General features: G+C 42.5%; 15 protein-coding genes. 14 read left to right on the top strand and 1 reads right to left on the bottom strand.

What is annotated here, in order from left to right; genetic code table 11:
- Nucleotides 1-61 precede the first annotated feature (61 nt).
- The 6 genes from ACWJJS_RS13395 to manA all read left to right on the top strand — a co-directional run bounded on the left by ACWJJS_RS13395 (nucleotide 62) and on the right by manA (nucleotide 7,715).
- A complete protein-coding gene (locus ACWJJS_RS13395) occupies nucleotides 62-946 on the top strand; it encodes a LysR family transcriptional regulator (protein ID WP_003152795.1) in 885 nt (294 codons plus the stop codon).
- Between the two features lie 67 nt (nucleotides 947-1,013).
- Nucleotides 1,014-1,496, top strand: coding sequence for a Cys-tRNA(Pro) deacylase (gene ybaK / locus ACWJJS_RS13390; protein ID WP_057080462.1), 483 nt, complete (start codon nucleotides 1,014-1,016; stop codon nucleotides 1,494-1,496).
- Nucleotides 1,497-1,542: 46 nt separating this feature from the next.
- Nucleotides 1,543-2,460 carry an MBL fold metallo-hydrolase gene (locus tag ACWJJS_RS13385; protein ID WP_454023641.1) on the top strand — a complete coding sequence of 306 codons (918 nt, stop codon included), beginning with the start codon at nucleotides 1,543-1,545 and terminating at the stop codon, nucleotides 2,458-2,460.
- 229 nt (nucleotides 2,461-2,689) lie between these two features.
- Nucleotides 2,690-4,642 carry a BglG family transcription antiterminator gene (locus ACWJJS_RS13380; RefSeq protein ID WP_454023640.1) on the top strand — a complete coding sequence of 651 codons (1,953 nt, stop codon included), beginning with the start codon at nucleotides 2,690-2,692 and terminating at the stop codon, nucleotides 4,640-4,642.
- Nucleotides 4,643-4,794: 152 nt separating this feature from the next.
- The gene (locus ACWJJS_RS13375) at nucleotides 4,795-6,753 is read left to right on the top strand and encodes a fructose-specific PTS transporter subunit EIIC (protein ID WP_454023639.1); all 1,959 of its coding nucleotides are present in this window, start codon (nucleotides 4,795-4,797) and stop codon (nucleotides 6,751-6,753) included.
- A gap of 14 nt (nucleotides 6,754-6,767) precedes the next feature.
- Entirely contained in the window at nucleotides 6,768-7,715 is a 948-nt protein-coding gene (gene manA, locus ACWJJS_RS13370) for a mannose-6-phosphate isomerase, class I (RefSeq protein WP_013352992.1), read from the top strand.
- 85 nt (nucleotides 7,716-7,800) lie between these two features.
- On the opposite strand, the gene ACWJJS_RS13365 is transcribed toward manA, so the two are convergent.
- A complete protein-coding gene (locus ACWJJS_RS13365; protein ID WP_053573170.1) occupies nucleotides 7,801-8,526 on the bottom strand; it encodes a MurR/RpiR family transcriptional regulator in 726 nt (241 codons plus the stop codon).
- A 235-nt stretch (nucleotides 8,527-8,761) separates the two neighbouring features.
- Here ACWJJS_RS13365 and ACWJJS_RS13360 point away from each other — a divergent pair, with 235 nt between their 5' ends.
- The 8 genes from ACWJJS_RS13360 (at nucleotide 8,762) to ACWJJS_RS13325 (ending at nucleotide 14,201) form a co-directional block, all read left to right on the top strand.
- Nucleotides 8,762-9,574 (top strand): Cof-type HAD-IIB family hydrolase, encoded by an 813-nt coding sequence (locus tag ACWJJS_RS13360; RefSeq protein WP_454023638.1) that lies wholly within the window; start codon nucleotides 8,762-8,764, stop codon nucleotides 9,572-9,574.
- A gap of 33 nt (nucleotides 9,575-9,607) precedes the next feature.
- Nucleotides 9,608-10,411 carry an HAD-IIB family hydrolase gene (locus ACWJJS_RS13355; protein WP_015387972.1) on the top strand — a complete coding sequence of 268 codons (804 nt, stop codon included), beginning with the start codon at nucleotides 9,608-9,610 and terminating at the stop codon, nucleotides 10,409-10,411.
- 240 nt (nucleotides 10,412-10,651) lie between these two features.
- Entirely contained in the window at nucleotides 10,652-10,936 is a 285-nt protein-coding gene (locus tag ACWJJS_RS13350; protein WP_077722623.1) for a DUF2651 family protein, read from the top strand.
- Between the two features lie 195 nt (nucleotides 10,937-11,131).
- On the top strand, nucleotides 11,132-11,632 hold the full coding sequence (locus ACWJJS_RS13345) for a DinB family protein (protein WP_278071185.1): 501 nt from the start codon (nucleotides 11,132-11,134) through the stop codon (nucleotides 11,630-11,632).
- A gap of 145 nt (nucleotides 11,633-11,777) precedes the next feature.
- Nucleotides 11,778-12,299 (top strand): streptothricin N-acetyltransferase SatA, encoded by a 522-nt coding sequence (gene satA / locus ACWJJS_RS13340; RefSeq protein ID WP_454023637.1) that lies wholly within the window; start codon nucleotides 11,778-11,780, stop codon nucleotides 12,297-12,299.
- Between the two features lie 112 nt (nucleotides 12,300-12,411).
- Entirely contained in the window at nucleotides 12,412-12,474 is a 63-nt protein-coding gene (locus ACWJJS_RS13335; RefSeq protein WP_134816631.1) for a tetracycline resistance efflux system leader peptide, read from the top strand.
- 33 nt (nucleotides 12,475-12,507) lie between these two features.
- Nucleotides 12,508-13,884, top strand: a complete 1,377-nt coding sequence (gene tet, locus ACWJJS_RS13330) for a Tet(L)/Tet(K)/Tet(45) family tetracycline efflux MFS transporter (RefSeq protein ID WP_454023636.1) — start codon at nucleotides 12,508-12,510, stop codon at nucleotides 13,882-13,884.
- A gap of 98 nt (nucleotides 13,885-13,982) precedes the next feature.
- Nucleotides 13,983-14,201: a hypothetical protein gene (locus ACWJJS_RS13325; RefSeq protein WP_041481659.1), complete on the top strand. Its 219-nt coding sequence runs from the start codon at nucleotides 13,983-13,985 to the stop codon at nucleotides 14,199-14,201.
- Nucleotides 14,202-14,218: the final 17 nt, after the last annotated feature.

The raw sequence follows: 14,218 nt of genomic DNA, 5'->3' as shown, positions 1-14,218 counted from the left end.
TAATTTATAATAACTATAGAATTAATGCGTGTAGGTTATGAGGAAAGGGGAGAAGGAGAAAATGGAGCTTCATCAAATTGACAACTTCATTGCGGCGGCAACTCATCAGCATTTCACAAATGCGGCAAAAGAAAGGATGATTTCTCAGCCGGCATTAAGCCGATCGATTATCAGGCTCGAAGAAGAATTAGGCGCGCCGTTATTTTACAGAGAGACAAAAGCCGTCCGGCTGACAAGGCACGGAGAGCAGTTCTTAATAAAAGCAAAACAAGCGAGACGAGCTTTAAATGAAGGCGTTGAACAAGTGAAAAAAAATATGAGCCTGGAGCACGGCGAAATATCTGTATCTTTTCTTCATACGCTCGGGCTGCGCTTAATGCCTCAGCTGATTGCCGAATTTAAAAAGCTATACCCAAACGTGACCTTCCGGCTTTATCAAGGCGCAAATGAAACGCTTCGCAAAATGGTGGAAACGGGAGATGCGGATATCTGTCTCAGCTCCCCGCCGCTTCCCAGCGAGCTTTTACAATGGACAGTGCTGGAGAAAGAGCCTCTTTATGCGGTGCTTCCTGAGAACCACCCGCTTGCAGGAAATAAAAGCATTCAAATGAAAGAGATGCAGGACGAGGATTTTGTCGGATTTAAACCGGGATACGGGCTGAGGTATATGTTTGATCTGATGTGCCGGGATTTGAATATACACCCGCATCTCGCATTTGAAGGAGAGGAAGTGTCAACCATATTAGGGCTGACCGCCGCGGGTCTGGGGGCTGCAGTGCTGCCGAAAACCGCGGAGCATTCATACTTTCCGGTCGTTTTTCTCCCGGTTGCAGATTACCAATGCGAACGCACCATAGCGTTAGCCCAGTTAAAAAACCATGCTCTCTCTCCCGCTGCTGAGCGTTTTAAACAGTTTGCACTTGATTATTACAAAGCACGCAACTGAGCGGTCATTTTATTAAAATCGAAGTTGAAAATAAAGCAGAAAGAAATACAGAAAACGGAGGAAAACCATGGCGAAAAAAACAGTGAAAACAAATGCTGTCCGTATCATTGAGCAGCAAAACATTCCCTATGAGCTATTAGGTTACAAAACAGAAGGGGGACAGCCCGCAGACGGTCTTTCCGTTTCACAAAAAATCGGATACTCTGCCGAATATGTTTATAAAACCTTAGTGGCATCTGCAGGAACTGATCGTTATTACGTCTTTGTCGTTCCCGTTGCAAAAGAACTGAATCTGAAAAAGGCTGCGAAGGCGGCAGGTGAGAAGAAAATAGAAATGATTGCCATGAAGGACCTTTTGGGAGTGACCGGCTATATACGCGGCGGCTGCTCTCCGATCGGAATGAAAAAAAGGTTTCCGACTTTTATTGATAGATCCGCTGAAACACTGGAGTTTATGATTGTCAGTGCGGGGAAAATCGGAATGCAGCTGAAAGTAGCGCCTCAAGATTTAGCCGAAGCAAGCGGAGCGGTATTTACAGACATTGTATAAATGTCCGATGAATCTAATGGAATACACGTTTCAAGGGAGAATGATAATGAAAAAAAGATATGAAAACTTGAATGGCGTGAAGAATGAACATGGATTCAGAGATATGTGGAAATGGATGAAAGAACGAAGAGAAAAAAGTAAAGATTTAAACGAGAATATTCCGAAGGCGGTCACAAGGGATGTCCGTGATGTTGCCGTCAATCGGACGGAAACCGCCATAACATGGATCGGCCATTCTTCATTTCTGATCCAAATACAGGGGCTTAACATAATGACCGACCCTGTATGGGCGCGGAGGATGGGTTTTCAAAAACGGCTGACAGAGCCGGGATATGAATTGAGCGAACTGCCTGACATTGATGCCGTGCTCATCTCACATGGGCATTATGACCATCTTGATTTTCCGAGTATAAAAAAACTGAGAGGAAACCCGGATTTTTACGTGCCTGCGGGATTGAAAAAGCTGTTCATCAAAAAAGGCCGCAAAAAGGTTCATGAAATGAATTGGTGGGATCGTTTTGAGGTGCGGGAGGTGAGTATATCATTTGTTCCGGCCCAGCACTGGACACGGAGAACGCTTTGGGATACCGATACCTCTCATTGGGGAGGCTGGGTCATAGAAAGCGAAAACGGCGAGTCCATCTATTTTGCAGGAGATACAGGCTATTTTGAAGGCTTTAAAGAAATCGGAGAGAGGTTTCGTATTAAGGCGGCTCTGATGCCGATCGGAGCATACGAACCCGAATGGTTTATGAAAGTGTCACATATCAATCCGGAAGACGCCGTGAAAGCGTTTTTGGAGCTGAAGGCTGACAGCTTCATTCCCATGCATTACGGGGCATTCCGGCTTGCTGATGATACAGGCCCGGAAGCATTAAGCAGACTGCACAGCGAGTGGGACCGGCGTGCATTACCTCCTGAAAACCTGAAAGCATTAGCGCTTGGCGAAACATTTTGGCTGTAACAGCAGGTTTTCGCTGCCGACACCAATCGTTTAAAAACGGTTGGTGTTTTGTTGTCAACCAAAGGTGAACAGCCTCAGTATAAAACATGATTTTTCCGGAATCTGCGGTAAAAAACAAAACTTTTTACTCTTTTGTTTCACTATACAATGAAAACGGTTTCGTATGCGCAGTATATTTAACCTATCATAATTGCTCCAGCAGAAACGGACAGGAAGGATAGAAAAACAGATGAAATACATGAATTCAAGACAGAAAAAGATTTTGTATCTGTTGTTATCTGAACCTGATGACTACTTAGTTGTGCAAGATTTCGCAGACAGGGTCCGCTGTTCTGAAAAAACGATCAGGAATGATTTGAAAACGATTGAAGATTTCCTGAATGAACATGCTCAAGCTCAGCTGATCCGCAAACCGGGATTAGGCGTCTATTTACATATATCTGAACAGGAAAGGTCACGGTTAAGCCGGCACATTTATAATGAGCACTTTACATGCAGGCACAAGACCGATGAAGAAAGAATACTTCACATCGCTTATGATTTATTAATGAATTCAAAGCCCGTTTCCGCAAAAGAAATTGCCGCACAGCATTTTGTAAACAGAGCTTCCATTAAAAAGGATATTAGTGCGGTTGAAGAGTGGCTGAAGCGATTTGACCTCATACTGGTTTCTAAACAGCGGCTCGGCTTAAAGATTGAAGGGGACGAAAAAAACAAAAGAAAAGCATTGGCGCGAATGTCAGATTTGATTGATAATGCGGAGTTTACAAGCCAATTTATAAAAAGTAAGTTTTTAAGTCATGAAGCGGACTTTGTGAGAAAAGAAATCAAGTTATTACAAAAAAAACATTCTATCTATTTTACGGATGAAACATTTGAAAATTTGCTGCTGCATACATTGCTGACCATCCGCCGTATCAAAATGAAACAGCCGGTCGCCATCTCTGCAAGACAGCTGGAGGCGGTAAAAAAGAAGAAAGAATATGAATGGACACTGGCTTGTTTAAAACGGCTTGAGCCGGTATTTGCCATCCGGTTTCCCGAGGAAGAAGCCGTCTATTTAACTTTACATATAATAGGCGGGAAAGTCCGCTATCCATTGCAGCAAGAAAAGAAGCTTGATCTTGAAGATTCTGAGCTTTCCAAAGTCGTCAGGCATTTGATCAATCGTGTTTCAGAACTGAAAATGCTGGATTTTCACAAAGACCAGGAATTGATCAACGGATTGAACATTCATCTCGATCCGGTGTTGAAGCGGCTGAGCTATGATCTCTCTGTTTCAAACCCCATGCTCCACGATATCAAAAAAATGTACCCTTATTTGTTTCATCTTATCATTGACGTTTTAGAAGACATCAATCAAACATTTGATCTTTATATTCCTGAAGAAGAGGCGGCCTATTTGACGCTGCATTTTCAGGCAGCGATCGAACGGCTGCGCCGAAGCAGTCATAACCCTAAAAGGACGATCATCGTCTGCCATATGGGCATTGGCATGTCGCAATTGCTGCGGACTAAAATTGAACGCAAATTTCATCACATTACGATAAAAGACTGTATCGCAAAAGCGGAGCTGACAGAGTATATCAAAAAGCATAAAGATATAGATTTCGTCATTTCTACGATAGAGCTTGGAAATGTAACGATCCCTCATATCGTCGTATCACCGCTTTTGGAGCCTGCTGATGAAAAGAAGCTCAGCGCATTTATGCAACAGCTTGATACATCATACCGCCGGGAGCAAAAAACGTTTAAAATGCTGAATGATACGACTCCGTTTCTCGTTTTTTTACAGCAAGAGACAGAGCACCGTTATCAGGTCATTGAACAGCTGGCGCAGGCTTTGTATGAAAAAGGCTATGTAGAAAAAGAGTATGGCATTCATGCAGTAATGAGAGAAAAAATGTCGGCGACAAATATCGGGGCGGGTATTGCCATCCCTCACGCGAACTCTAAATATATCAAACAATCAGCCATTGCAATCGCCACCTTAAAAGAGCCCATTGAGTGGGGGACGGAAAAGGTGTCGCTTGTATTTATGCTTGCCGTCAAACACGAAGATCAAAACAAGGTAAAGCAATTATTCAGTGAGCTTTCCTATCTTAGCGAGCAGCCGGCATTTATTCAAAAACTGACGGAAGAAAAAAATGTGATGACGTTTTTATCGTATTTAAACTATTAAAAGCAGGGAATGGCTCCCTGCTTTTTTTCTGTTTATAGGGAAAAATGCCGTTATTTCCGGAACTTATGGTAAAAAAACGCGCTTATCACAGGCTGATTTCAGTATAAAGTTGAGACAAGATCTTGAAATTCAGACTGCAAAGGAGAATTTATATGAAACTGTTAGCGATTACATCATGTCCGAACGGCATTGCCCATACGTATATGGCTGCTGAAAATTTACAAAAAGCAGCCGGCAGATTAGGCGTTGAGATCAAAGTGGAAACCCAGGGCGGAATCGGGGTGGAAAATAGGCTGACCGAAGAGGAAATCCGGGAAGCAGACGCAATCATTATCGCGGCGGACCGTTCGGTGAACAAAGACCGATTCGTGGGAAAAAAGCTGCTGGCCGTCGGGGTTCAGGAAGGCATCCGCAAACCGGAAGAATTAATTCAAAGAGCGCTTAGCGGTGAAGTGCCGGTCTATCAATCTGCTTCAAAAACTGAATCCGCAAGTCAGCAGGGCAAAAAACAAAACCCGATTTACCGTCATTTAATGAACGGCGTTTCTTTTATGGTTCCTTTCATTGTCGTCGGCGGATTATTGATAGCGGTTGCATTGACGCTTGGAGGAGAAAAAACACCAAAGGGCTTAGTCATTCCGGATGCGTCTTTTTGGAAAACGATTGAACAGATCGGCAGCGCTTCTTTTTCATTCATGATCCCGATTTTAGCCGGGTACATCGCGTTCAGCATCGCCGATAAGCCGGGTCTTGTCCCCGGAATGATCGGCGGATATATTGCGGCATCCGGCAGCTTTTACGACAGTGCGAGCGGCGCAGGATTTCTTGGAGGAATCATTGCGGGATTTTTGGCGGGATATGCGGCGCTTGGAATCAAAAAATGTAAAGTTCCTAAAGCAATACAGCCGATTATGCCGATCATTATTATTCCGGTGTTTGCCTCACTGATCGTCGGTTTGGCGTTTGTGTTTCTGATCGGCGCCCCCGTCGCTCATATTTTCGCATCATTAACGGTTTGGCTTGCGGGAATGAAAGGCTCGAGCTCAATTCTCCTGGCATTGATTTTAGGAGCGATGATTTCCTTTGATATGGGAGGACCCGTAAACAAGGTGGCCTTTCTATTCGGATCGGCAATGATCGGAGAAGGAAATTATGAAATTATGGGCCCGATTGCCGTTTCCATTTGTATACCGCCGATAGGGCTTGGGATTGCGACGTTTTTAGGAAAAAGAAAATTCGCCGCCGCAGAAAGAGAAATGGGAAAAGCTTCATTTACGATGGGCCTTTTCGGTATCACGGAAGGAGCCATTCCATTTGCGGCCCAAGACCCCCTTCGAGTGATCCCGAGTATTATGGCGGGTTCTATGACCGGCTCGGTGATAGCGATGATCGGCCATGTGGGGGACAGAGTGGCACACGGCGGCCCCATCGTTGCTGTACTTGGAGCAGTAGATCATGTATTGATGTTTTTTATCGCTGTAACAGCAGGCTCTCTTGTCACCGCTCTGTTGGTTAATGTACTGAAGAAAGATATGGCGAAATCCCCCGCGCCCGGTGAGGTGCTGCCGTCTGCCGCATCAAATGAAGCTGCAGCGGCAAAAGAAACAAAGGAACCATCTCAGGCTGACAGCCGAAAAGCCGGGATGACCGAAATCAAAAAACTGACTGACATTATCAGCACGGACTTGATTGAACCGCATTTATCCGGCGAAACGAGGGATGACATTATCGATGAAATGATCGAGAAATTGTCCCGTAAAGGTATGCTTCTGTCTGACAGCGGATTTAAACAGGCCATTTTGAGCCGTGAACAGCAGGGAACCACGGCGATAGGTATGAATATCGCCATTCCGCACGGAAAGTCTGATGCCGTCAGAACGCCGGGTGTCGCATTCGGAATAAGACGTTCGGGTGTTGACTGGAACAGCCTTGATGGTTCTGATGCAAAACTGATTTTTATGATTGCCGTACCGAAGGAAAGCGGCGGAAATCAGCATCTGAAAATATTGCAGATGTTATCCCGAAAACTGATGGATGACAGCTATCGGGAAAGGCTGCTCTCCGTTCAGACAAAAGAAGAGGCGTATGAGCTTCTGGAAGAAATCGAATAAAGCGGGGGATGATCATGTCTACTGAACCGATATTTTTCAATCCGGTTTTCAAAGAAAGAATTTGGGGAGGCGCCGCCCTGCGTGATTTTCACTATAATATTCCGTCCGAGCGGACAGGGGAGTGCTGGGCCTTTGCCGCTCATCAAAATGGACAGAGCACAGTTCGAAACGGCATGTATAAAGGATGTACGCTCGGTGAATTGTGGGAGCATCACAGAGATTTATTCGGAAACCTTGAAGGAGACCGTTTTCCTCTTCTTACAAAAATTTTGGATGCGGACCAAGACCTGTCCGTTCAGGTGCATCCGAATGATGACTTTGCCAAAATGCATGAAAACGGGGAACTTGGAAAAACCGAATGCTGGTATATCATTGATTGTGAAAAAGATGCGGAGATCATTTTCGGCCATAACGCAACAACAAAAGAAGAACTGATATCCATGATTGAGCGCGGAGAATGGGACGGGCTCCTGAACAGAGTTAAGGTAAAGCCGGGAGATTTCTTTTTTGTCCCAAGCGGCACCGTTCACGCGATTGGAAAGGGCACACTTATTTTAGAGACGCAGCAAAATTCAGATACGACTTACAGATTGTATGATTACGGAAGAAAAGATGCGGACGGCAGGCTGCGCGAGCTCCATTTGGAAAAAAGTATAGAAGTGACAGACGTTCCATCTGTCCGTGAACGGCCGACCGTTCAATATAAACAAACAGATGATCTGCTGGCAGCTGTTTTAATAGAATGTCCTTATTTTTCAGTCGAAAAGTGGGATGTAAAAGGTGAAGTGAATTTATTCCAGAATCATCCCTTCCTTCTTGTCAGCGTGATCGAAGGAGACGGAATAATGATTGCAGGCGGGCATGAACATTCCTTTAGAAAAGGAGATCATATTCTCCTGCCTTCCGGTTTGGGAGAATATAAACTGGCGGGCCATGCAAATTGTATTGTGTCTCATCTGTGATCTTCAAAACCCTTCTCTGGCATCAGAGAAGGGTTTCTCGTTACTTTTACAAAAAGGCCGAAATTTCCGTGGTTCGTTCCTGAATTTATTCTCTCAATTTGTATATCTCTCGAGCCATCGATTCAAGTATGTACATCGCGGGGATTTGGGTGGTGATATTCGCATTTTCAACCCATTCTTCCGTCACGTAATATGAAATATTCACATCGGACATTTTGGCAATGGTTGAATGTTTATGATTTGTAATACTGATGACCCGGCTTCCTTCTTGTTTCAGCTGATTCAGATGAGTCACCGTAGAATCTCCTTCACCTGAAACCGATAATGCGATCGTGATGCTGTTATGGCGGAAATGGGAATGGGCCGGAAAGTAAGGATCTTTAATATACATTGAAAGTTTCCCTAAGCACGAAAAATATCTGGCTCCGTATTCGGCGAGAATTCCTGAACTTCCCACTCCGATAAAAATGACGCTTTCTGCATCGGCCGCAAGGGCTGCTGCTTCCTTCAGCTTTTCTTCCATCCCTCCGCTTACTGTTCTTTCAAAAAACTCGGCAACGGAATGATGGGGACTCTTTAAAATCGTTTTTTTATTTGCCTCCGCATACATTTTCAGCTTCACCTTAAACTCTGAAAACCCTTCACAGTTTATTTTTTTGCAGAAACGTAAAATAGAAGCCGTAGATACATGGGTTTCATTTGCCAATTCACGGATGCGCATATAGACGACTTTCTCGCTGTTTTGGGAGATGTAGTTGTATAAAGAAGTTTCAAGCTCGTTAAATGAAGCAATCATTTCGTGTGTGAACATGCAGGGGGATTCTCCTTTTTATGAGAATGGTGAATGTACATCTCATCGTAACATATCATTTTTAAAAGAAACATAGTGTTATATTTATGTGACAAATCACTTTTTGTGTCATTCAAAACAAGACGTCAGCCAATGATTTACGGTCAAAACAACTGCGGATATAATTCGTTCATACGCTTTATGCATGATCTCTTCAAGGGGCGCTGACAAAAGCGGCCGAAAAAAGGAGGACAATATGAGTATCAAACTGATAGCGGTTGATATGGACGGAACGTTTTTGAATGATGAAATGGCATATAACGAAGAGCGTTTTATGAATCAGTATCGTGAATTAAATGCGCGGGGAATTAAATTTGCCGTAGCAAGCGGAAACCAATATGCGCAGCTTACATCCTTCTTTCCGGAAATCAAAAGTGAAATCGCTTTCGTTGCCGAGAATGGCGCTTTCGTCGTGAATGCCGGAGAAGAAGTATTCGCGGGTAGCATGTCTGAAGACACTATAAAAGCAGTAATCCTTGCTTTAGAGCAGTATGAGGTGAAAAACGTCATTGTCTGCGGAAAAAAAAGCGCGTATATTCATGAAAATGCCAGTGAAGATGAATATCTGCATGCCAGTAAGTATTATTATGTGTTAAAAAGGGTGCCGCATTTTGAAAACATCGATGATGACATTTTAAAATTTTCCATCAGCTTTCCCGCCGAACATTGTTCCGCACTTCTGAGCCATTTAAATAACGCAATCGGGTCTTTCGTCACGTCTGTATCAAGCGGGCACGGTGACATAGATCTGATCATACCGGGGCTTCATAAAGCAAGCGGGATTAAGCTTCTCCAGAAACAATGGGGGATAAATGCTGAAGAATGCGCGGCCTTCGGAGACAGCGGCAATGATTTGGAGATGGTGTCCGCCGTGAAATACGGAGTCGCCATGGATAATGCGCAGGAAAGCATTAAACAGGCCGCGGCGCATATCGCGCAATCAAACAATGAGGAAGGGGTCTTAAACGCGATTGATTCCATTCTCAAATGTGAAAAACCCTTTGTCTGAAAAAAGACATTTTAACTGCGGAGGTGCTGAACGATAATTAAATTAGTGATTACGGATTTAGACGGCACATTTTTAAATAATCAAGGCGATTTTGACAGAACGTTATTTGAAAAGACAAAAAGAGTAATGGAGGAACAGCATGTCGCTTTCGCCATCTGCACCGGGAAACAGTGTGAAAGGGTGGAAGCCTTATTCGGAGAAGACGCGAAAGATTTTTGGATTTTAGGAGACAGTGCCGCACGTATGAAAAAGAACGGCAAGTTCGTATATGAATCTTTGATCAGCAATAAAGCCGGACTGTCAATTATAGGCGCTTTAGAAAAAATCAGCTGCGGGCACACCATTATCGCGTGCACAAAAAAAGGCGCGATCGTAAAAGAAAATCTGTCTGAAAGTGAAATGAAATATGTAAATGCCTCTTATGCACATGTAACGAAAATAACTGATTTTACTGAGATAAAAGACGATTTTATCAAGATTACGGTTCATGACCCCGACGCCAACTGTCCGGAAACGAGAGAAAAGCTGCATGAATTTTTTCACCAATTATATATCGTAGCATCAGAAGATACCTGGATGGATATATCAAATATCGGAATACATAAAGGATCAACAGTACAAGAACTGCAGCGATTATTAGGGGTTTCGGCAGATGAAACAATGGCATTCGGAGACGGCCGCAATGACAAAGAATTGATGGAAGCGGCATCCTACAGCTTTGCGGTTAAGAACGCCATTGACGAAATAAAAGATGCGGCGCACTTTGTCATCAAATCAAATGACGAAAGCAGCGTCATGCACACGATTATGAGAATATTAGCGCTGCAAAAACAATGAGAAAGCAGATGCGCTAAAATCAATGCGGCAGGACTTACTAGGGAAAGAAAAAGCGGGCTATCCTCAGACTTTAATCCACTCCTCATTTCCCTAAAATGTGTTAAAAATGAATAAATATCTATATTTGACTCGATTGTATTGGTATAATATGTATAAAATGAATGAAACGGCGTAATATCAAGATGAAAAAAATCACTTCATATCATTTGATATCAGACAAAAAGTAGGAACTTTCTCGTTTTGAAATTGGGAGGTGTTTGTATTAGCCCGCTGTTGAGTCCCGCGTATATCATTCTCATTTTTCTTCCGGCAGCTTCTTTTCTGTTAGGGATTTTAGGATATTTCATTTTCAAAAAAGTATGGATGATGGTTGTTATTGTATTCATTTTGTCCTTGATATTTATGTTTATTGTAATAGGTGCCGAACCGACATTTTTCATTTGGGTGGCTATGATGACGGGGAGCTGTTTTATCTCCGGTTCAATCACTAAGACGATATGGACTTTTGCAAAGCGAAAATATTAGACTGAAAAATCCTGTTTGAGCAGCGATCCTTTTTTGCCGATTGAAGAAAAGGAAGTATAGAGTGATCTGTTATGTTCTTATATTTTGTCTGTTATTGTCATGTCTGTCTATCGTTTTGTTCTTTTTTAACTAAACGGAGCACTATAATTGAACTGCAGATACATAGAAAAACAAAAAAGGATAAGGAGGATTTTTATGTTTCAAACCTTAGACCATTTTTTGAAATCTTGGGAATTCGAAGCCGATGCGACACAAAAACTGCTGAATCATCTGACTGATGAATCACTTAAACAAGAAATCACTTCACAACATTGGACTTTAGGCCGTATTGCATGGCATACTGTCGCGGCCATTCACATCATTACCTCAAACACAGATTTAACGTTCCACGCTCCTGCTGAAGATTATCCTGTTCCTGCATCGGCGCGGTTTATTGCTGAGAGTTATCACCAAGCCAGTAATGCATTTGTACAGGCGTTAAAAACGCAATGGACTGACGATACACTTCAAGAATGTGTCAACTTTATTGGTCAGCAATTGCCGAATGGTTCACTTTTGATGTTTTTAATTCAACATCAAAACCATCATCGAGGACAAATGACTGTCCTTATGAGACAAGCGGGTTTACCTGTTCCGGGTATTTATGGTCCGGCAAAAGAGGAATGGACAACATTTGGTTTGGAAGCTCCGAGATAGGATGTTGTTGTAAGGGCTCGAATGAATAGATGATACCAATCGATGTTGGTTGGTATCTTTTTTGTTTTAGTCTTCGTGACATGCAGACGAATCAACAGTTCAAAAGGTGTAAAGTGAATTCAATAACTGCAGAAAGGTGATTATGATGATAACTAAAATGACTTGTTTCAATATGAAAGACTTCAATAAACCAAACGAACCTTTCGTTGTTTCAGGGAGAATCATCCCTTCATTTGAAAACAATGTTTGGACATATACAGAGGAGAAATTTGCTGAACCTTATGTCAAAAAATATGATGATGAAGACATTGATGTCAGTTATATTGAAGAAGAGGATAAAGTTGTCTTTTTTTATTACGCAGAGAACGACTGTGTCGGCCGGAGTAAGCTTCGTTCTAATTGGAATGGATACGCACTGATTGAAGACATTGCCGTTGCAAAAGATTATAGAAAAAATGGTGTCGGGACGGCTTTATTACATAAAGCGATTGAGTGGGCAAAGGAGAATCATTTATGCGGTCTTATGCTTGAAACACAAGATATTAATGTTTCAGCTTGTCATTTTTATGCCAAAAATAACTTTGTCATAGGAGCGGTCGATACAATGCTTTATTCCAATCTTTCAACAGCAAATGAAATTGCGGTTTTTTGGTACTGTAAATTTTAAATATAACAGTATTTGATGTTTCGTCATTTGCGGGTGTGTGCCGCAAAGTATTCAAAACATCGGCTTGAGGATTTATAATAAGGTATATCAATCAATGCAGGGGGAGTTATGTATGAAGTGCAAAAAAATGAACAGGGTACAATTAAAAGAGGGAAGCGTATCAATGGCCCTATAAACTGCGTCTGCCCTCATTAATGGAGGGAAATTTGTGAATACGCCTTATTCACAGTCAGCTTTACGGCACAACCAAGTGTTCATTTGGCTTTGTGTTTTGTCATTTTTCAGCGTATTAAATGAAATGGTTTTGAACGTCTCGTTACCTGATATCGCTAACGATTTTCATAAACTGCCATCGAGTGCAAACTGGGTGAACACGGCTTTTATGTTAACCTTTTCCATCGGAACTGCTCTGTATGGGAAGTTATCAGATCAGCTGGGCATCAAAAAACTGCTCCTATTTGGAATTATGGTAAATGGCTTCGGATCGATCATTGGATTTGTCGGACACTCTTTCTTTCCTGTACTCATTCTGGCCCGATTTATTCAAGGGGCTGGTGCAGCCGCATTCCCGGCTCTTGTGATGGTTGCAGTAGTACGCTATATTCCGAAAGAAAACAGGGGTAAAGCATTTGGTCTGATCGGGTCGCTGGTGGCAATGGGGGAAGGTGTCGGGCCAGCTATTGGCGGAATGATCGCTCATTATATTCACTGGTCATATTTGCTGCTTATTCCGACAGCAACAGTTATCACCGTTCCATTCCTGATGAAACTGCTGGAAAAGGAAGAAAGAATCAGCGGGCGCTTTGATATGACGGGGATTATATTAATGTCTGCAGGCATCGTATTTTTTCTGCTGTTTACAACGTCATATAGACTATCTTTTCTGATCATCAGTACTCTAGCTTTCCTGATATTTGTGAGACATATTAGGAAAACTCAAGATCCCTTTGTTGACCCTGCACTGGGGAAAAATGTTTTGTTTATGATGGGCGTCCTTTGCGGAGGCCTGATATTCGGCACTGCTGCAGGATTTGTGTCTATGGTTCCTTATATGATGAAAGATGTTCACCATTTAAGTACTGCGGCAATTGGAAGCGGGATTATGTTCCCCGGGACGATGAGCGTCATCATCTTCGGTTACATTGGAGGATTGCTTGTTGATCGGAAAGGTTCTTTGTATGTGCTGACCATTGGGATTGTATTGATGTCTTCCAGCTTTTTAATCGCTGCCTTTTTCATAGATGCGGCACCTTGGCTCATGACCGTTATAATCGTTTTTGTTTTTGGGGGGCTCTCCTTCACAAAAACGGTTATATCTACAATTGTGTCTGGCAGTTTGAAACAAAAGGAAGCCGGCGCCGGAATGAGTCTTCTTAATTTTACGAGCTTTTTATCAGAGGGAACGGGTATTTCGATTGCAGGCGGTTTATTATCGATCCGCTTGCTGAATCAAAGGCTGCTGCCTGTTAACGCTGATCATTCCGCTTATTTGTACAGTAATATGCTCATTCTTTTTTCAGGAATCGTTGTTATGAGCTGGCTGGTAACCGTGAATGTCTATAAACGTTCGCGAAGAAATGACTAAAAAGGGAAAAGGATCAAACTTGATAAAAGTTTTGATCCTTTTTTTGAGGAGCTTCCTTATTCCGAAACCTTTTGCCGATCAATGAAAGGGGAGTTAAAGTGAATTACATTTATAAGAAAAAGGAAAAGAAAAATGGAAATTGTATCATTTCAATCAGAGATAAATGGGAGAACGCACTTATTGAGTTTGAACAAAAAAATAATCAAATTGAGATCGTAATCAATCACCGTAACGAGAAAACAACCAAGTTTTCACTGCCAATCGAGACTTTTGAAAAAGTGTATAGGGATATTAAAATAGGCCGGAGAGAAAGTTAATCATTCTGTTTGAAAAT

Source organism: Bacillus sp. JK106, from assembly GCF_053663355.1.
Note: the sequence above shows the minus strand (reverse complement) of the source record. Positions and strands in the feature narration are given on the sequence as shown.